The organism is Vibrio sp. 2-Bac 85 (genome assembly GCF_037546705.1).
Lineage (GTDB): Bacteria > Pseudomonadota > Gammaproteobacteria > Enterobacterales > Psychromonadaceae > Psychromonas.
The window spans coordinates 508401-529129 of sequence record NZ_JALAAB010000001.1 but is presented as its reverse complement, the minus strand read 5'-3'; the positions used below and the strand labels follow the sequence as shown (position 1 = coordinate 529129).

The window sequence follows — 20729 nt, the reverse complement described above, 5'->3', positions numbered from 1 at the left end:
ACTGTCAAGTTAAGGGTTTTTTCAAAAAACATGCGATAATCAAGATATGAAAAATTCCAATATCTACGCTGGTTATCGTTATCCTGCACAAATTATTAGCCATACAGTTTGGCTTTATCATCGTTTTACACTTAGCTTTCGAGATATCGAAGAATTACTTGCAGCACGGAGTATTGTTGTCAGTTATGAAACGATTCGTCAGTGGTGTAAAAAATACGGTTCTATTTATTGCAATAAGCTCAAAAAGAACCGCGGTCAGCTTGGAGATACTTGGTATCTGGATGAGGTTTTTATCAAAATAAATGGTGTATTACATTACCTGTGGCGAGCAGTAGATCAAGACGGTGATGAAATAGATATTTTAGTACAAAAGCGTAAGGATAAAGGTGCTGCCATGTGTTTCTTTAAGCGGTTATTAAAAGGGCAGAGAATGATGCCGTTGAAGATTGTGACAGATAAATTAGCAAGTTACTCCGCAGCAAAAAAAGAATTAATACCAAGTGTTGAGCACTCAACAGTTCAGTATGAAAACAATGGATGTGAATTGTCACATCAGCCTACTCGGCAACAGGAAAGGCAAATGCGGAAGTTTAAATCCCAAGGACAAGCGCAACGTTTTTTGAGTTGCCATGGTGTGATTAATAACTTATTTCGACCTGGTCGGTATTTAATGCAAGCGAAACATTATCGTCTTTTCCGTGATCGTTCCTTTGTCGAATGGGATAGGGTGAGTGCTGTCCAAAATTCAGATTAAGGATTATTTTATTACTTTTAATCACCCCACTTGGATAAGTTGACAGTATCCGGAAGTCATAATAGACTGTCATAGCGATGAGGATAATAGGTGCGCAAACATCTTAGGCTAGAGGGTAGCTCTCTCAATAAAAAGCCGTATATACGAACGCATCTTAATGTTTATGAAAAATTAATCGTTGTAAAACAGGTGGAGTCCATATACGCTTTAGCATGGTTGATGCGTATGCGGTGAATGTATTTTTTTATAGAAATGCGCATTACTTTTTTAAATTGGTTCATCGCATAATTGGGATGTAAGCCAACCTGTTTGGCAATATCTTTTGTGGTGATCGGGGTGTTGTAATTATGGGCAATGTAATCAAGCATCCCCTGCACCTGATCAAGCCCCGTACTTGCTCGGGTAATCCGTTCCTCGGGCTGTAACTCGGCGTTCAGCAGGGTTTTCCAGCCATAAAATGAAACCCGTCTAAGCATGATTTGTAGCTCGTCTGCAACTAAGGCAGATAACGTTTTATCTTGCTGCATAAAGTCCTTTATCCATTGCCTTAACTGATCTTTCGATAACTTGTACACATGTCTTGAACAGAGGGTTGCACCATTAAGCACGTCATTAAAAAGTTTATCTTCCAGTGGCCAACAGAGAAATTCCTGAATAGGGATATATGCAATCATCATTTCCTGGCATTGATGCCGGTTATACAACATATGTGGGTTGGCCGCCCAAAAAATGCCGATATGTCCCTCTGCTATGGTGAATTTTCGGCCATTAATCAGATAGTCCACCTTGTCTCTAAAGGGAAGGTTGATTTCCACATGGCCATGCCAGTGGTAACATTCCATATTCCCAGGCGTACCGCTTTCGATATGGATCCGCTCAGGGTGGTAATGCACGTCTGATGTGCTATTGGCAAAGCTGTCATCGAGACATTCAATATCTTTAAATATATCTGTAATTTTGTTCTCCCAGTAATTTTTAAATGGATTAAATTCACCAATAATAGTTGTTTTGTGAAGCCGATGCCTTATTAATCTTAGTTTTCGATAATAACATTCTCTAAAACGAGAAGTTGTTAAGACTTGTCCTCTGTATATTCTCTCCCTGCTAAGAGCAAAGTAAAAATGTATTCAACATCATTTGATTATTGTTAACCGGGTATTGTAAGAACCTAAAGGAATCTAACTATGAAACAACCTAAAATATGTGTGATCGGTGCCGGCAGCACAGTATTTGCCAAAAACATCCTAGGTGATGTTTTGCATCTTCCTGCATTCAAATTATGCACGATTTCTCTATTTGATATTAACCAAGCACGTCTGGATGAATCGAATTTAGTGGTCAGTAAACTCGCACAAAGCTTGGGGGCTACGCCTTCGATTACGGCAACCACCGATCGTCGCAGCGCGCTGAAGGATTCCGACTTCGTCGTGACTATGTTCCAGGTGGGAGGGTATGAGCCATCAACAGTGCTTGATTTTGAAATTCCCAAATCCTATGGCTTACGCCAAACCATTGCCGATACTCTCGGTATTGGCGGTATTATGCGCGGATTGCGTTCTATCCCTGTGTTCTTAGATATTGCCGCGGACATGCGAGAAGTCTGTCCTGATGCAACCATGCTGAACTATGTTAATCCGATGGCAATGATTAGCCGGGCAATGACTCGTTTGTGTCCAGATATCAAATATGTCGGCCTGTGTCACTCAGTGCAGGGCACCGTACATGAGCTAGCCCATGATCTGGACATAGATCCTGAGAGCGTGCGCTATAAAGCAGCCGGTATCAACCACATGACGTTCTACCTTTCATTAGAAGTTAAAGATGAAAACGGCGATTACCAATCACTTTATCCAACTTTGATGGCTGGGTATGCTGATGGCCGTTTTCCTAAACCCAACCCGGAAAACCCACGCTGCTTGAATAAGGTTCGTTATGAAATGATGAAACGCTTGGGTTACTTTGTTACGGAGTCTTCCGAGCACTTCGCTGAATACACACCTTGGTTTATTAAAGAGGGGCGTGAGGATCTGCTTGATAAGTTTTCAATTCCACTTGATGAGTACCCGATTCGCTGTGTAGAGCAGATAGCTAACTGGAAGAACGAAGCGTAAGCGTATCGTGATGCTCAGGTGATTGAAGTCAAACAGTCCAAGGAGTATGCCAGCAAGATTATGAACTCAATGTGGAGTGGCGAGCTGTCGGTGATTTACGGTAACGTGGCGAATGCGGGACTGATTGATAATCTACCGAGACAATGTGCTGTGGAAGTACCATGTCTGGTCGATAATACCGGGATTAACCCAGTTAAAATTGGCGAGTTGCCAGCTCACCTTGCAGCCCTAATGCGCACCAATGTCAACGTGCAGGAGTTGGTGGTGGAAGCATTTGCCAAGCAGAAGCGAGAGCACGTTTACCATGCCGCTATGCTCGATCCCCACACTGGTGCTGAGCTGGATCTCGACCAGATTTGGGCTATGTGTGATGAGCTAATTGCCGCTCACGGTAACTTTATGCCTGAATTCTTACAAGCCAAGTAAATAACCTACTGCTTGCTATTTGGGGTCGAATTTCGTTTCGACCCTTGAGCTGTTATTAAGCAAACAGCTAAAAGAGTTCAAGATATTCAGATCGGGGATTGAATAACAATATAACCCTCAGGGAGGGGAGCGACGTATTCAGTGCGGGATGCTTCCTCTTTTGCTGACACCCGACAAATTTATTATCATAGCGGTATAAACGCAATAGTTGATTAATACTCGGTTTAATCTACCCTGCGATTTTTATAGTTGGCATCAGAAAGTCCAATTTTTTGACTTTCTTCCCGATACTCTTGCGGGGTAACACCCACATGGGTTTTAAATGCTGCGAAGAATGAACTGGGGTGCTTAAAGCCGCTGTTGGTTGCAATATTTTTGATAGGATTTCGGGTATTGCCGAGCATTACCTTAGCGTTGTTGATACGCATAATAATCAAATACTGTTTTATCGAAAAACTGAGCATGTTTTTGAATAAGCTCATTGCGTATTTAGGGTGAAGCTTTACATAAGCGGCAACATCTTCAACTTTGATATCGTTTTTGTGATTATTAGCAATAAAATCAAGCATTAACTGAACATTTTTATAACCAGTATAATTGGCCTTATGTAAAGTAACATCACGTAAAAAGCTGAACATTTCTACCTGATAATTGTAAGAGCACAGCCGGCGGAGCATTAAGAACACCTCTTCCTGAACAATTACGTTGCGGTTTTCATTGTTTTCGCGATAACAGTTTAGCCAGCGCTTGCTTTCGCCAAAACTGACAATGCCATCAATACCGTATGTGACTACGCCACCGTGCATGACCTGTTGCATAAACTTCTGAGGCAGGGCCCAGCCAAGGAATACCTTTAAAGGGATATTGGTGATGCCCATCAGTGCATCCTCACTGACTTTACTTACTTTATGGGGAGCTACCGCCCAGAATAGTGCCATTTGTCCGCTTTCGATACGGACATTAGAGTTATTAAATATGTACTCTATGTGGCCTCTATAGATAACGTTAACTTCGACTTGCTGATGCCAGTGATACTCTTCCATATACGTTGGTCGGCGTAGTTCAAAGCTTAACTCATCAGTTTCACCATCAAGGAGTGGCGCTTCACGCATACTTGATGCAATATCGGTGATGTTTTCCGACTCATGGGTAGATAAATCTCTCATGCGGTACCTCTTGTTTTTGTGTGTAAACGTCACCTAGCTTGTTTTTTTTGGAATTAGAAAAACTTTTCACTAAATAGCTATATATCGGATGTCAGATATATAGCTATTGAAGTTTACCACTATCCCACCCAACTTATCGATTGTTTTTCACCCGCATTTAAAAGAAAAGGTCATAAAGCAGAGTTGTCAACCTACTTTGTAATATCATTTTACTACACTACCAGGTTATGGGATTACCCTTTGTTGTCCTGAAAGGTAAGGTTGCGTGATGTGCGCTCTGATCTCGGTTTGCTGACAAATCCGGAGTCCGTTAAAGTGTGTGGCATAAAGCAAGAGTAACCCTACATACAACAGCAAGAGGAAAAGCACATGAAAGTTAGAAAGCATCTTTTGGGGCTGACCATAGCAAGTATATGTTTACCCACAATAGCAGCGAACACCTTACCAGAAGGTGCAACCGCTATTCCTGAAGCGACACCGATTCCTAATCGGTTAGCTATCAAATTCTTTTCACCAAATGAGATTGTCGAATTTAAAAAACTTGACCATTATTCCGAGCCGGCCTGGGTTACAGAGAAGTATGTAAAAACCGGGAAATTACCTCCAGTTGAAGAACGCTTACCAGAAGTACCAATGGTACTGAAAACAGCGTCCATGCCGGATGGTATCGGTGAGTACGGTGGTGTATTTCGCCATGTAATTGGTGGTCGTCCTCAGGGGTGGAACTGGTCTGCAGCTCATTCACAAGGGTATGGTGGCATTAACTATACGGTTCAGCAATGTCTGACTCGTACCGGTCCTATGTATCAGCTGAATTCGGATGAGCTTGAAGTACTGCCGAATCTGGCACAGAGCTGGGAGTGGTCTGATGATGGTATGTCCCTGACCATGCATCTGATTAAAGGCGCCAAGTGGTCTGACGGCGAACCATTTACTTCTGAAGATGTGCGTTTTTACTGGGAAGATACGGTGTTAGAGGCACGCATTTCTTCTTTCTCTTCGCAAAATGCGTTAGGAAAAGATGCAAAGCTTGAGATTGTTGATGAGTCTACCATTCGCTGGCATTTCTCGAAGCCGAATCAGAAGCAGGCGCTGTATAATATGTCATTCATGACTTTCTGCCCCGGTCCGGCTCATGTCCTTAAACCCCTTCATCCTAAATATAATAAGCAGGTGACTTTTGAGGACTTCAATAATGCGCTGCCGGCCTCACAAGTGCCCGCTGTGACTATGGGCGCATGGATCCCTGTTGAATATAAAGAAGATCAAATTGTTGTATTACGCCGCAACCCTTATTACTGGAAGGTCGATGAAGCCGGGCATCAACTGCCGTATATGGATGAGATGCATTTCAAATTGTCGACCTGGGAGTCACGAACACTAGATACAATGTCCGGTTCGGCAGATTTTTCCAATATGGAAAACCCGCCAATCTACATTGAAACCCTGCGTAAGCTGGCTTCCCCTAAATCACCGACAAAAGCGATGTTTGGTCCGCGTAACCTGGCGTATCAGATTCACATGAATATGAACCCAACGCTATCTGTGGCTGATGACCGGGAGGCGGCTGTTCGTCAACTAAACCGTAAGCTGAAATTCCGCAAAGCTATTTCTCACGCTGTGGATAGAAAAAGCCTGGGCCAGGCCTTCGTGAAAGGGCCGTTTACGACTGAATATGCTGGAGGATTAGTGCCTGAAACGTCATTCTACAACAAAGATGACGTGGTTTATTACTCATATAACCCGGAGCTGGCGAAGAAATACCTTGCTGAACTTGGGCTGAAAGACACTGATAATGATGGGATTGTTAATTTCCCGGCTGATGTCGTTGGTGGCGAAAACTTACAGATTGTTTTCCTCACGGGTAACAGTACCTCAGACACTGTTTTTAATGAGAATCTGGTTTCCATGATGGCGGATGTGGGCATCAAACTTATTCCTCGTCCTGCGGATAGTATTCAGGGAGATGCTACTCGCGATTCTGGTGACTTTGACTGGCGCTTGAATCGCAGTGGTAAAGAGTTAATTGTACCGATGCAGCGTATGGAATGGGTTGCGCCTATTGCGGAAAGTGGTCCGCTTTGGCACCGTGGAACTAAAAACAATCCGCAGGTACTACAGCCGTTTGAAGAAAAACTGGTTGAGCTGGCCGATGCAATTGTTCAGGAGCAGGACCCGGTGAAACAGACTCAGTTAATCCGCGAGCTTAACCGTGTAACTACGGAAAATGTTTATCACATTGGCTTAGTCGCTTACCCGGGTGCTTTGTTAGTTAACAAGCGAATCAAAAACGTGCCGAATGCGCCAATCATTGCCTATCAGTGGGCTGAGGATGCAGTGATGCGCGAACGTTTCTGGGTTCCCAAAGCGCAACAAACAAAAGAGTTGAGACCTCAGTTACTTCCTGAATATAAATAAAACCCTGCCAGTGGGGCCGTGCCCCACTTTTTTAAGGTATCAGTATGATTGAATTTATAATTAAACGTATAGGCAGCACCATTGGCTTATTGCTGGTGTTAAGTGCTATTACATTCGTCATCATTCAGCTCCCGGAGGGGGACTATGGTGACCTGGTAAAAAACCAAGCAATAACGATGGGCGGAGCCTCACCTGAACAAGCTCAACTGCTTGCAGAATCGGCAAGGGCCCGTTATGGACTAAATGAACCCATCTTAACTCAGTATGTGAACTGGTTAAGCAACATTGTTTTTCACTTTGATTTTGGTCACTCGTTTGCTTACAACAAACCGGTAATGGATGTTGTCGGAGAGCGCCTGCCACGAACTATTATTATTGCGCTTGGCTGCCATATTGGTGCAACGCTTCTTGGGGTGTTTGCTGGTATTTATGCCGCAACAAACCAAAACCGCCTGGGCGACCGCGTAGCAACACTGCTTTCATTTATTGCAATGACAGTCCCGCGTTTTGTAATGGCTATTATTATCGTCTATTTCATGATTTTTGCCTGGGATGTGGGATCAATAGGGGCGATGAATTCACCCGGATATTTATTCGAGCCCATGTCATGGGGTAAGTTTATCGATACGCTTGTGCATATCTGGCCGGTTATCTTTATCGCTGCCTTCGGCGGGATGGCATTTAACCTGCGCCTGATGCGAGGCAACCTGCTCGATGTACTTAAACTGCAATATATCGAGACTGCCAGAGCAAAAGGGCTGCAGGAACGAAAAGTTATTTTCCGACACGCAGTACCGAATGCGCTACACAGCCTTATCTCTTACCAGGGGGTAGCGCTGCCGTACATGATCACAGGTGAAATGGAAGCTGCCATGGTGCTTGGTATTCCGACGGTTGGTCCGTTGATTATCTCTGCTATGGCAGCGCAGGACACATATGTTATCGGCACGATCATGTTGTTAATCGCAGCACTGCTCCTTGTCGGCAACCTGATAGCAGATCTGCTACTTGCCGTTCTAGATCCACGTATCCGTTTATCGTAGGTGTAAACATGAAACAATCACAAAATTATTCCAGTTTAGTCTGGATTCGATTCAAACGAAATAAAACGGCGTTAATGAGCCTGGCACTGTTAGCCCTGCTGGGGTTGACCTCGATATTTGCTCCATTCTTTTCAGCAAATGATCCAGCTCAACGTTTTAGTGAAAATATATATGATGCTCCGGCGCAACTTCATTTTTTTGATAGTGAGGGAGACTTCCATCTTCGTCCGTTCGTGTATAAGAAAACAGTGGATATGGATCCGGTTACCTTTTTGCCGGTGGTAACAGAAGATACGAGTCAGCCTATCCATTTAGCGTTTTTTAACGAAGGTTGGGAATATTCCTTTCTGGGTATGAATTTCGACACCCATTTACTGGGGCTTGAGGATGGTTCATCAATTTTCCTCTTAGGTTCAGATAACTTAGGGCGTGACTTACTTGCCCGCTGCTTTTTTGGCAGTCGTATAACCCTGATGTTTGCTATTGCGGTTGTTCTTGTTGTCGTTGTAGTAGGAACCGTGGTCGGCATCTTTTCGGGTTATTACGGAGGACGCTTTGACTTTGTTACTCAGCGTATCGCCGAGCTTGCTCTGGCATTCCCGGCTCTTCCGCTTTATCTGGCATTGATTGCAGTACTACCGAAAACGGCAGATTCAACCTTAGTGTTCATCATGCTGATAGTGATTATGTCATCACTGCAGTGGGCATTTGTTGCACGTCAGGTCAGGGCGCAATCTCTGTCGATGAGGCACCTGGATTACATCCGTGCTGCAAAATCGGTAGGGGCGACAGATATGCGTATTGTGCTGCGCCATATACTGCCGAACATAACCAGTAACATTGTTGTACTCGCTACCATTATGTTGCCGACGATCGTGTTAACTGAAAGCTTCTTCAGCTTCTTAGCCGTCGGCGTAAAAGCGCCAATGATTAGCTGGGGTTCATTGCTTAATGCAGCAGGGCAGTTCCAGACCATCGGGTCATACCCCTGGTTACTTTACCCGGTTGCTTTTATTTTAATCACAGTATTAGGTTTTAACGCTTTGGGCGATGGGCTGCGCGATGCGGTTGATCCTTACTCTAGCCGCTAAAGACGAGGAATAATTATGGAAAACAGACATATATCAGACTTAGGCAGTAAACATTCTGGTGCGGATACTATTGCCCGAGTCAGTGACCTTGACGTCGGCTTTGAAACAGAAGATGGCCTTGTGCAGGCACTAAAAGGTGTCAGTTACAACATCAAAGCAGGCGAAATGGTCGCCTTGGTTGGTGAAAGTGGCTCAGGTAAATCAGTATCGGTACGCTCACTGATGGGGCTGTTGCCTAAATATGCCAAGATCGGCGAAAACAGCAGAGTGACCTACCGTGAGACTGATATCACAGCTTCGTCAGAACGACAGTTGCTGAAGTTACGCGGTAATAAGATCTCTATGATTTTTCAGGAGCCAATGACGTCATTAAATCCGCTGTATACATTGGGTGAGCAGGTTGCTGAAGCCATGCTGGTTCACCAGAAGATATCAAAAGCGGAAGCGCGCAAGAAAGTTATCGAGCTGTTTGAGGCGGTACAACTGCCTCATCCGGAAGAGCGTTTTGACCAGTATCCGCATCAACTATCAGGCGGACAGCGGCAACGGGTGATGATAGCGATGGCGTTAACCAATAACCCGGACCTGTTAATTGCTGACGAACCGACGACGGCATTAGACGTAACCGTTCAGGCAAATATTCTGCGCCTGATTAAAGATCTTCAGATGCAAAAAGGGATGAGTGTTTTACTGATCACTCACGATCTAACTATTGTACGTCAGTTTGCTGATTACATTTATGTTATGAAGCAGGGTGAAGTGGTAGAGCATGGTGCTACGGAGCACATATTTACTAACGCCGAGCACCCATATACAAAGATGCTGATTGATTCCGAGCCTAAAGGTCTTGCAGATCCGGTACCTGAAGAATCACCTCTCATATTGCAGGCTGACAATATGCGGGTTGAGTTTGAGTTAGGTAAAAAAAGCTTGTTCGGTCGCAAACCACAAAAGACCTTAGTAGCGGTAGATAATATTTCTATCTCGCTTAAAAAAGGCGAGACACTTGGTATTGTAGGGGAAAGCGGCTCAGGAAAAACGACTCTGGCAATGGCTATTTTTAAACTGCTGACTGATGGAAAAATATCCGGTGATATTACCTATAACGGACTGTGCCTGAATAGCATGCCCGCTAAACAGTTGCGTCAGATGCGCCAGGAAATCCAGGTGGTATTCCAGGACCCGAACTCTTCTCTGAACCCGCGTATGTCTGTGAAGCAGTTATTGGAAGAAGGACTGATAGTGAATGGGCTATACACAGATCCGGCAGAGCGACGTATCAAACTTGAGAAGACTCTATTGGATGCAGGATTGCCGGCCAATATCCTTAATCGTTATCCTCATGAGTTCTCTGGTGGCCAACGTCAGCGAATTGCGATAGCCCGTGCGCTGGTGCTGGATCCAAAAGTGATTTTACTGGATGAGCCAACTTCTGCACTGGATCTGACGATACAAAAACAGATCGTGCTGTTACTTAAGCAGTTGCAGAAAAAGCGCGGCATTTCCTATCTGTTTATCAGTCACGATTTACGGGTGGTCAAATCACTTTGTCAGCGCGTAATGGTGATGAGACATGGTGAATTAGTCGAAGAGGGGACTACTGTCGATATTCTTGAAAATTCAAGCGCCACATATACGCAGAAATTAATTAAAGCGGCATTTGAGATTGCGGCTTGATGATCGTTAAAGAAATAAGCTCAATAAATGGGTTATTTACAAACAAGTGAGAAAAAGATGAACGATTGGATACAACTTAATGGAACAAACAGCAGTCTAGTGATTGGCTGTCCTGATGGCGGCGTGCCACAAATTGGCTACTGGGGAGCGCGACTTGCAGATGATTGTAATTTGCCGCAACTGGCATTATTAGTGAGTAAACCCGGGCCTTGTGGCTTTCTTGATAAAATTCCTCCGTTGAGTTTAGTGCCTGAACTGGGGCGCGGTTTTCATGGCGAAGCCGGCTTACTGGGACATAGCGAAGGGCTGCGCTGGGGAGGGCAATTTCAATGTGTGGAAGTTGAGCATATCAGTAAACAACAAATCCGTTTTGATTGCAGTGATGCTCTCGGCGGTTTGACTTTGCAACTGTTTGTCTCTTTAGATGCGAATACGGATGTCATCGGGCTGCAGGCAAAAATAGTCAACCAGTCCAGTGAGACCTTTAACCTCGATCATTTGGGGCTTTCCATACCGCTACCGGCACAGGCAGATGAGTTGCTCAGTTTTCATGGCCGCTGGATCCAGGAGTTTTTAACGAAACGCTTTACCTGGCCGATGCATAAAGTGGTGCGCGAAAACCACAGAGGTAAAACCTCCCACGACAGCTTTCCGGCTTTTATTGCCGGGCAGCCGGGATTTAATGAAAACCAGGGTAATGTTTGGGGGTTGCATTTAGCCTACAGCGGCAACCATAAACTGGTCGCTGAAAAAATGCTGGATGGCGCGCGCCATGTTCAGATGGCGGAGTGGCTGTATCCTGGAGAAATGATATTAGCGAAAGGAGAGTCTTACCAAACGCCGCAAATTTATGGTACCTGGTCTGGCCAAGGGCTTAATGGCTTATCACATAATTTCCACCGTTATTTAAGAAATAATATTCTGGATTTGAATGTCATTGAAAAACCGCGACCTGTACATCTTAATACCTGGGAAGCTTTTTATTTTGACCATCAACCGGAAAAACTACTGGAGTTGGTAAAAAATGCAGCGGAAGTGGGCGTTGAGCGTTTTATTCTAGATGACGGTTGGTTTGGTAAACGCGATGATGACCATGCCGGTCTGGGAGACTGGTTTGTTGATGAGTCTAAACACCCCGGTGGTCTTGGTTATTTAATCGATGCCGTGAAGGCAGAGGGGATGGAATTCGGGTTATGGTTTGAGCCGGAAATGGTAAATCCTGACTCGGATCTGTTCCGCAGTCATCCCGATTGGATCCTGCAGGTTGAAGGTTATCAGCAGCAGCTGGGACGTTTTCAATATGTGTTAAATCTAAGTAACCCAGCTGTGTTTGACTATCTGTTTGAACGTATCGATTGGTTCCTGAGTCATTATGATATTGCTTACATTAAATGGGATATGAATCGTGACTTAACACAACCAGGCAGTATGGGGATTGCCAGTGTGCACCAGCAAACTCAAGCTTTTTATCGTCTGCTGGCTAAACTGCGCAAGGCACATCCGCAGGTAGAAATTGAAACTTGCTCCTCCGGTGGTGGTCGTATCGATTTTGAGGTGCTACGTCATACGCAACGTATCTGGACTTCCGATTGTATTGATGCGCGTGAGCGTCAACGCATTCAAAATGGTTACTCTTTGTTATTACCACCGGAGATCATGGGATCACATATCAGTGATAATCCGAGCCATACGACAGGGCGCAGTCATCAGTTAGGTTATCGTTTGATCACCGCTATGTTTGGGCATATGGGCTTGGAGATGAATGTTTCTAAGTTTACTGATGCTGAAAAACAAGAGGTTGCCAGTGCTGTGAAGCTTTATAAAAAACATCGTCAGTTACTGCATACGGGTGATGGCTATCGACTTGATAGTGATAATGAGGCGCTACATGGCTATGGTGTGGTATCCGCTGATAAGTGCCAGGCGTTATTTAGTGCCACCACTTTAAAATTACAGGAGCAGATGTTCTTACCGCCACTGTGCCTTGCCGGATTGGATCCTGAGAAAAATTATAGCTTAACTTTCTGGATCCCTAAGGGTGCGCTAGGACCTCATGTTAAAGCATCCTCTTTGATTGAGAATAATGGAGGCGTATTTAGCGGGCAAGTATTGCAGCAAGTCGGCGTGCAGTTACCGGTTATGAATCCGGACAGCGCTATTTTATTAATATTGACAGCAGTAGAAGAGTAACTGCTGCTTTGGATCTCACGATTCAAAATAAGATTGTCACGTTGCTTAAGCAAATGCAGCAGGAACGTGGCATTTACTACTTCTTATTAGTCACGATATACAAGTTGTAAAACCTCTGTTTCATGCGTGCTGGTAATGAGACATGGTGAGGCCATCGAAGAGGGGCCAGCCAGTAAATGCTTGAGAATTCAACCTCTCAATATATCCAAAAACTAATTTAAGCGACATTTAAAATTGCTGCTTAAACCTCAAGGAATCTAATTATGAAACAACCTAAAATCTGTATCATCGGTGCTGGCAGCACGGTCTTTGCTAAAAATATCCTCGGTGATGTTTTGCATCTTCCTGCATTCAAATCGTGCTCGATTTCTCTATTTGATATTAACCAAACACGTCTAGATGAATCGAATTTAGTGGTAAATAAACTTGCACAAAGCTTGGGGGCTACGCCTTCGATTACGGCAACAACCGATCGTCGTAGCGCACTTAAGGATTCTGACTTTGTCGTGACTATGTTCCAAGTGGGAGGCTATGAGCCATCAACTGTGATTGATTTCGAAATTCCAAAATCTTACGGGTTACGGCAAACCATTGCTGACACTCTTGGTATTGGCGGTATTATGCGCGGATTGCGTTCTATCCCGGTGTTCTTAGATATTGCCGCGGACATGCGAGAAGTCTGTCCTGATGCAACCATGCTGAACTATGTTAATCCGATGGCAATGATTAGCCGGGCAATGACTCGTTTGTGTCCTGATATCAAATATGTCGGCCTGTGTCACTCAGTGCAGGGCACCGTACATGAGCTAGCCCATGATCTGGACATAGATCCTGAGAGCGTGCGCTATAAAGCAGCCGGTATCAACCACATGACGTTCTACCTATCATTAGAAGTCAAAGATGAAAACGGCGATTACCAATCACTTTATCCAACTTTGATGGCTGGGTATGCTGATGGCCGCTTTCCTAAACCCAACCCGGAAAACCCACGCTGTTTGAATAAGGTTCGTTATGAAATGATGAAACGCTTGGGTTACTTTGTTACGGAGTCTTCCGAGCATTTCGCTGAATACACACCTTGGTTTATTAAAGAGGGACGTGAGGATCTGCTTGAGAAGTTTTCAATTCCACTTGATGAGTACCCGATTCGCTGTGTAGAGCAGATGGCTAACTGGAAGAACGAAGCGCAAGCGTATCGTGATGCTCAGGTCATTGAAGTCAAACAGTCCAAGGAGTATGCCAGCAAGATTATGAACTCAATGTGGACAGGCGAACTTTCGGTGATTTACGGTAACGTGGAGAATTCGGGACTGATTGATAACCTACCGAGTCAATGTGCTGTGGAAGTACCCTGTCTGGTCGACAATACTGGGATTAATCCAGTTAAAATTGGCGAGTTACCGGCTCACCTTGCCGCGCTAATGCGCACCAATGTCAACGTGCAGGAGTTGGTGGTAGAAGCATTTGCCAAGCAAGAACGAGAGCACGTTTACCATGCCGCTATGCTCGACCCCCACACTGCTGCAGAGTTAGATCTTGACCAGATTTGGGCTATGTGTGATGAACTAATTGCCGCGCACGGTAATTTTATGCCTGAATTCTTACAAGCCAAGTAAACCCACCTACTGCTTGTTTTGGGTCGAATTTCGTTTCGACCCTTGAACTGTTATTAAGCAAACAGCTAAAAGGCTTCAATATCAGTTGCTTATTATTAATTGAGAATTTTAATTAAGTAGAAATCAATTTCTATACAGGAAATTTTATGAAAAACCAAGTGCAGTTAATCACTTACGCAGACAGGCTGACAGCTGGAGGGCTTGATGACCTTGCCTTCACGTTGCAACGTCCACTATCGGGGTTGTTTTCAGGCGTACATATTTTACCTTTCTTTTCGCCAATCGACGGTAGCGACGCGGGGTTTGATCCCATTGATCATGCCGAAGTCGATCCCAGACTTGGACAGTGGAAAAATTTAAAGTCCTTGGGTAAACAGGTTGAGATAATGGCGGATCTGATCGTTAATCATGCATCTGCGCAGTCGCCTGAATTTTTGGATGTATTGGAAAAGGGGCAGGACTCAGAATACTGGTCGATGTTTTTAAAAGAGCAGGATATTTTTCCAGACGGCATAACTGCAGAGCAGGCAAAGCAGATTTATCGTCCAAGACCGGGTAGTTGTTTCAGCCCCAAAAAACTGAAATCAGGAGAGCAAGTTAACTTCTGGACAACTTTTACCGACAACCAGATCGATATCAACGTTGAGTCACCGGCAGGGGAAGCCTATCTTGAAAAAGTGTTAACCTTGTTTGCCGAAAACGGTGTCAAAATTATTCGCCTGGATGCGGCCGGTTATGCGATAAAACGTGCGGGAACAAGCTGTTTTATGACTGATGAAGCTTTTGCCTTTATCGACAAGTTATCGAAACGTGCCAATGAGCTCGGAATGGAGACTATCGCAGAGATACACAGCTACTACAAAACACAAGTAGATGTAGCTAAGAAGGTAAACCGTGTCTATGACTTCGCATTACCGCCACTTATTCTGCACAGCTTGTTTAAGCAGAATGTAGATGCCTTGGCAGCATGGCTTGAAATTGCGCCAAGAAACTGTCTGACGGTGCTTGATACCCACGATGGTATCGGCATTATCGATGCCGGACCACAAGGTGATAAACCCGGGCTGCTTAATGCTCAGGAGATAGACGAGCTGGTTGAGAAAATCCATGATAACAGCCAGGGAGAAAGCCGAAAAGCAACCGGCGCAGCAGCAAGTAATGTTGATTTATATCAGGTTAACTGTACATATTATGATGCGTTAGCCGGTGATGATCTTCAATATATCTTTGCCCGGGCCATACAGTTTTTCAGTCCGGGTGTACCGCAGGTATATTACGGCGGTCTACTTGCCATGCATAACGATATGGAGCTGCTCGAGCGCACTTATGTGGGAAGAGATATCAACCGTCCTTATTTGTCGCCTGAAGTTGTTGAGACTCAGCTGCAGAAGCCGGTTGTAAAAGGGCTGTGTAAACTCATTGAGCTGCGTAATAGTTCATCTGCTTTTGATGGTGGTTTTTCGGTTGAGGGAGCTGTTGGCAAGCTTACATTAAGCTGGAAAAACGCCTCATCCGAGGCGCATCTTGAGTTGGACCTAGCTGCACAACTGGGCGCGATTACCCTGATGGAGCGTGATGGAACAGAGCTCTATGATCTGCTCTCTTTGGCACGAGGTGAGATTTAAACAATAGTGGGTACGCGAGTTTATTTAATCAATGCGAAGTTGCTGGCGTCTTTACTTATTTAATGAATCGGCGGTCACAAATCATGGGAAGTTCATTTTCCTACGATTTGTGAATTTAGCCATGGATAACTCAATATAAGGAGAAGCGGGAATATGCTGCGACAGCTCCTCGGCTTGTAAGCTCTGGGTTTCCCGTTCAACATCAGATGAAGATTAATGATTTGGCACCATTCGATTTATATACAGCAAAGTCCAATAGGTACGACACAATGCCTTATCGCAGATGTGGAGATAGTGGTGTTTTACTTCCCGCATTTTCGCTTGGTCTGTGGCATAACTTTGGGCAGTTCGATAGTTTCGGGAATGCTAGGAACATTTTGAGAACGGCATTTGATCTGGGAATAACGCATTTTGATCTGGCTAATAACTATGGACCACCTTACGGTTCTGCTGAAGAGGCTTTGGGACGTATTCTTAGTTTAGATTTACAGTCGTATCGTGATGAAATATTTGTTTCCACAAAAGCAGGCTATGACATGTGGCCGGGACCCTATGGCGTAGGAGGATCGCGCAAGTACCTTGTTTCTAGCCTGGAACAATCTTTGAAGCGTATGAACTTGGAATATGTCGATCTCTATTACCACCATTGTCCAGATCTTGACACCCCCATTGAGGAAACTATTTCAACTCTGGATATGCTGGTGAGACAGGGAAAGGCCTTGTATGTCGGTATTTCTAACTATAACGCAGAGCAAACCCGTGAGGCCCTCTCTATCTTCAAAGAGCTGGGTACTCCCTGCTTAATCAATCAATCCAGATACTCAATGTTTGATCGCACAGTGGAAGGTGGATTACTCGATTTACTTGATCACAATGGGGTGGGGATGATCGCATTTTCACCTTTGGCGCAGGGATTGCTCACTGAAAAATATGTGAACGGCATACCTGATAACTCCAGAGCTGGAAATAAAAAGTCTTACCTTAATAAAGAACAGGTTTTTGATTATTTACCAAAAATAAAAAAATTGGAGAGTATTGCAAAGCAAAGAGGGCAAACATTGGCTCAAATGTCTTTAGCCTGGCTTTTAAATGATCCAAGGGTTACCTCAGTTCTCATTGGGTCCAGTTCACCTAAACAACTTATGGAAAACGTATCATCAATAAAAAATCTACATTTTTCAGGCGAGGAGCTTTCCCTGATTAAAAATATCATCGAATAATGGTTGGGTTTATGAAACAGATGGCGACAGCTAGGCTAGATCGGCGCGTGCTGCACTCTGGCGTTGAGCGTCTGTGGAACGTCATGTTCTCGCTGTTGTAAAGTGGCGTACTGATGAAAGTCCAAGCCAAAACTTTTGACACTCCTGGCCCTGTATGCCGTTAACAGCAATTACATTCAAGTGTTAGCTAACACTTGAATGTAATATTACCAAAAAATATTTATATTTAAATGAAGGAATCTACAATGACAAGACGTACTAAAATCGTAACCACATTAGGTCCGGCTACCGACAGAGACAATAATTTAGAAAAAATCATCGCAGCCGGCGCCGATATGGTGCGTATGAACTTTTCCCATGGCGAACCTGCTGATCATATAAAACGTGCCAACGACGTACGGGAAATTGCCGCCCGCTTAGGTAAAGAAGTGGCTATTATGGGTGATCTGCAGGGCCCTAAAATTCGTGTGTCTACCTTTAAAGATGGCAAAATCCAATTAGCAGTCGGCGACAAATTTATATTAGACAGTGATATTGAAAAGGGTCAGGGCGATCAGCAAGCCGTCGGTCTTGATTACAAAACCCTGCCGCAGGAAGTCAAGTCAGGTGATGTGTTATTACTTGATGATGGCCGTGTGCAGTTGGTCGTTGAAAAAGTTATCGGCAACCAGGTACACACCACGGTATCCATTGGCGGTGCTTTATCTAATAACAAAGGCATTAACAAAAAAGGCGGTGGTTTATCAGCTGCAGCCTTAACCCCGAAAGATAAAAAAGATATTGTCACCGCTGCTGAAATCGGTTGTGATTATCTGGCTGTGTCATTCCCGCGTAATGGTGAAGATATCCACTATGCACGTCGTCTGGCAAAAGAAGCGGGTTGTAATGCTAAAATCGTCGCTAAAGTAGAGCGCGCTGAAGCCGTGCAAACTCAGGAAGCATTGGAAGATATTATTCTTGCTTCTGATGTGGTAATGGTTGCCCGAGGTGACTTGGGTGTGGAAATTGGTGATGCACGTTTGGTTGGTGTACAAAAGAACATGATTCGTACAGCGCGGCGTTTAAACCGTGTGGTTATTACGGCAACACAGATGATGGAATCTATGGTCAGCGCGCCGATGCCGACACGTGCGGAAGTGATGGATGTGGCCAATGCGGTATTAGACGGCACCGATGCGGTGATGCTCTCGGGTGAAACCGCCGCGGGGGCTTATCCTGTGGAAACCGTCAAGGCGATGAGTGAAGTGTGCCTGGGCGCGGAAAAACACCCGAGCATTAATATTTCTAAAAACCGTATGGGTAATATGTTTGCCGATCCTACTGAAGCGCTAGCAATGACCGCAATGTTTGCCGCTAACCATACCATTGGTATTAAAGCGATTATTGCCATGACTGCTTCCGGTACCACGCCGTTATTAATGTCACGTTTAAGCTCAGGTTTACCTATTTTTGCACTTTCCAGCAATAAGCAAACCTTAAACTACTGTGCCTTATACCGCGGTGTAACACCGATTAATTTTAATTCAACTACCACCAATAATGCTGTCTTTACCCGCAATGCCATTGCTGTATTAAAAGATGCTGGTTATCTAAAAGAAGGCGATCTGGTGTTAATCACTCACGGTGAAGATCATTATGCAGGCTCAACCAATACCTGCAAAATCATTAATATTTAATTTTTTAGGAGAGAAAAATGTTATTTGCTTTTGGTCGTGGTGGTACAAATATCCGGCTGGCTGTTTGGGAGTTAGTGGAAAAGCAAACCCAGAAATTTTTGCTGGAGATAAAAGTTATTTATCTGCTCGTTTTTAGGTCAGTTAACAGGACAGTTAACATGAATTAGGTATGGCCAAGAAAAATATTGACTTTATCTGGTCGGTTAAGTCGTAAGATATTAGCCCATTCACTGGATATGTTTGCTATTACCTTATTTAAAAATAAACCATTGAAACTTGAGCATGTTATTAATGTTTAAAAGTTGCGCATGGTATTAACATAATGCCATTTTGAGGAGATAAATATGTTAAATGTTGATTTGTTAGGATATATCGCAGCGCTTTGCACTACATTGTCATTCATCCCGCAAGTTCTCTATATTCTTAAAACAAAAGATACTAGTTCTATATCTTTGGGCATGTATTTCTCTTTTGTTTTTGGTGTATTTTGCTGGCTTGCTTATGGAGTAATGAATAATGATATTCCACTACTACTTGCAAACCTTGTTACTTTTATTCTGTCGGGAATGATTTTAATATTGAAATTGAAATCCTAAGCAGAACAGTAAATATTACCCGGTGCCGGTAGCTGACTTTAGTTTTTTTGTTTATTCGAATCCTCAAGCTCTGCAGGTGCCTGTCGGTGGTGCTGATGTTTTTTTTGCCATTGATGCAAAACTTTATTAGAGCATTCCACCATATACAAAGGAATATAACAGTAGTGGAATGGTAGCAAGAGATCACTGTTAGTTCTTTTAAGCAGTTCCTCATATCTTATAAAATCAGCCCTAGGGCGTGTTGATCTTTGCTGTACAAATAATATTTAAGCATACATTGGTAACCACATAATAATGAAACTCAGGGCAACCATGCTGGAATAATTTTGTGCTAATTTGTCATATCTTGTTGATATTTATTTGTAATCTTTAATTCGACCAAAGGCGTTCTCAACAAGGTGCCCATATTTGTAGAGGCATCAATCCATACCTTTGCTACTTCTTTTACTTGTTTTTCTATAGGGGTGCCCCTTACTCTGGATACTTTCTCTGAGTTTCTGACTATCATAGGCCTTGTCAGCCACGACAAATTCTGTGTTAGTAGAATTATCAACCAGGCTCTCTGCATGGACAATGTCATTGACCTGCCCAGCAGAAATTTCAAAATGAACTGGTAACCCATAATCATTTACTGCAAGATGAATTTTAGTTGAGTTACCGCCTCGGCTTTTACCAATGCATTCATCGGAGTCAGAAACAGTTCCTGCTCCGTGTTGATGAGCTTTAACTATACTGCCATCAATGAATAGCCAATCTGAATTTTAGATTTTAGCTAACTCATTGAAAATAATATGCAATATTCCTTTTCTTGACCATAAAAGGAAACGTTTGAATACCGTGTTCCAGTCACCAAATTCAGACGGAAGATCACGCCAAGGGATACCGGTTCTCATTCGGTACAGTATCCCTTCGACAGTGTTTCGATGCTCAGGTTTATCATAAACTCGACCTGTTTGAAGCATGATTCGTAATAGCGTTTTCCAGCGTTTATCTGTTAACATTGTTCTTAGCATGGTGGTGTTCTTGTATGTTGATTTTTGGCGAAACCATTATACATGGCCACCATGCTGTACAAAAATCATACCTGAAAAATCAACACGCCCTAGCAATAGGTGTCGCC

General features: G+C 43.8%; 14 protein-coding genes and 2 pseudogenes. 13 read left to right on the top strand and 3 right to left on the bottom strand.

Annotated elements, in window-relative coordinates; all coding sequences use genetic code 11:
• Window positions 1-46 precede the first annotated feature (46 nt).
• On the top strand, window positions 47-754 hold the full coding sequence (locus tag MT390_RS02250; protein WP_499439358.1) for an IS6 family transposase: 708 nt from the start codon (window positions 47-49) through the stop codon (window positions 752-754).
• Between the two features lie 161 nt (window positions 755-915).
• Here the strand turns inward: MT390_RS02250 and MT390_RS02245 are convergent, their stop codons facing one another.
• On the bottom strand, window positions 916-1647 hold the full coding sequence (locus MT390_RS02245) for a hypothetical protein (protein ID WP_499439357.1): 732 nt from the start codon (window positions 1645-1647) through the stop codon (window positions 916-918).
• A 291-nt stretch (window positions 1648-1938) separates the two neighbouring features.
• Here MT390_RS02245 and MT390_RS02240 point away from each other — a divergent pair.
• Window positions 1939-3291 (top strand): annotated as a pseudogene (locus tag MT390_RS02240) (alpha-glucosidase/alpha-galactosidase).
• Window positions 3292-3515: 224 nt separating this feature from the next.
• On the opposite strand, the gene MT390_RS02235 reads toward MT390_RS02240, so the two are convergent.
• The gene (locus MT390_RS02235) at window positions 3516-4457 is read right to left on the bottom strand and encodes a helix-turn-helix domain-containing protein (protein ID WP_499439355.1); all 942 of its coding nucleotides are present in this window, start codon (window positions 4455-4457) and stop codon (window positions 3516-3518) included.
• 369 nt (window positions 4458-4826) lie between these two features.
• On the opposite strand from MT390_RS02235, the gene MT390_RS02230 reads away from it, so the two are divergent.
• From MT390_RS02230 to MT390_RS02180, 11 genes are all read left to right on the top strand, one after another.
• Complete coding sequence (locus MT390_RS02230; RefSeq protein WP_499439354.1) at window positions 4827-6875, top strand: ABC transporter substrate-binding protein; 2049 nt, start codon at window positions 4827-4829, stop codon at window positions 6873-6875.
• Window positions 6876-6919: 44 nt separating this feature from the next.
• Complete coding sequence (locus MT390_RS02225) at window positions 6920-7918, top strand: ABC transporter permease (protein WP_499439353.1); 999 nt, start codon at window positions 6920-6922, stop codon at window positions 7916-7918.
• A gap of 8 nt (window positions 7919-7926) precedes the next feature.
• On the top strand, window positions 7927-9009 hold the full coding sequence (locus tag MT390_RS02220; RefSeq protein WP_499439352.1) for an ABC transporter permease: 1083 nt from the start codon (window positions 7927-7929) through the stop codon (window positions 9007-9009).
• 15 nt (window positions 9010-9024) lie between these two features.
• Window positions 9025-10686: an ABC transporter ATP-binding protein gene (locus tag MT390_RS02215; RefSeq protein WP_499439351.1), complete on the top strand. Its 1662-nt coding sequence runs from the start codon at window positions 9025-9027 to the stop codon at window positions 10684-10686.
• A 27-nt stretch (window positions 10687-10713) separates the two neighbouring features.
• Window positions 10714-12876, top strand: coding sequence for an alpha-galactosidase (locus MT390_RS02210; protein ID WP_499439350.1), 2163 nt, complete (start codon window positions 10714-10716; stop codon window positions 12874-12876).
• Window positions 12877-13139: 263 nt separating this feature from the next.
• On the top strand, window positions 13140-14492 hold the full coding sequence (locus MT390_RS02205) for an alpha-glucosidase/alpha-galactosidase (RefSeq protein WP_499439348.1): 1353 nt from the start codon (window positions 13140-13142) through the stop codon (window positions 14490-14492).
• A gap of 146 nt (window positions 14493-14638) precedes the next feature.
• The gene (gene gtfA / locus MT390_RS02200; RefSeq protein ID WP_499439347.1) at window positions 14639-16117 is read left to right on the top strand and encodes a sucrose phosphorylase; all 1479 of its coding nucleotides are present in this window, start codon (window positions 14639-14641) and stop codon (window positions 16115-16117) included.
• 269 nt (window positions 16118-16386) lie between these two features.
• The gene (locus MT390_RS02195) at window positions 16387-17337 is read left to right on the top strand and encodes an aldo/keto reductase (protein WP_499439345.1); all 951 of its coding nucleotides are present in this window, start codon (window positions 16387-16389) and stop codon (window positions 17335-17337) included.
• Between the two features lie 245 nt (window positions 17338-17582).
• The gene (pyk, locus tag MT390_RS02190; protein WP_499439344.1) at window positions 17583-19013 is read left to right on the top strand and encodes a pyruvate kinase; all 1431 of its coding nucleotides are present in this window, start codon (window positions 17583-17585) and stop codon (window positions 19011-19013) included.
• A 17-nt stretch (window positions 19014-19030) separates the two neighbouring features.
• Window positions 19031-19180: a hypothetical protein gene (locus MT390_RS02185; protein ID WP_499439342.1), complete on the top strand. Its 150-nt coding sequence runs from the start codon at window positions 19031-19033 to the stop codon at window positions 19178-19180.
• Between the two features lie 177 nt (window positions 19181-19357).
• Window positions 19358-19609 carry a SemiSWEET transporter gene (locus MT390_RS02180; protein ID WP_499439341.1) on the top strand — a complete coding sequence of 84 codons (252 nt, stop codon included), beginning with the start codon at window positions 19358-19360 and terminating at the stop codon, window positions 19607-19609.
• A 266-nt stretch (window positions 19610-19875) separates the two neighbouring features.
• Here MT390_RS02180 and MT390_RS02175 read toward each other — a convergent pair.
• Window positions 19876-20622: pseudogene (locus MT390_RS02175) on the bottom strand (IS5 family transposase).
• Between the last annotated feature and the right edge of the window lie 107 nt (window positions 20623-20729).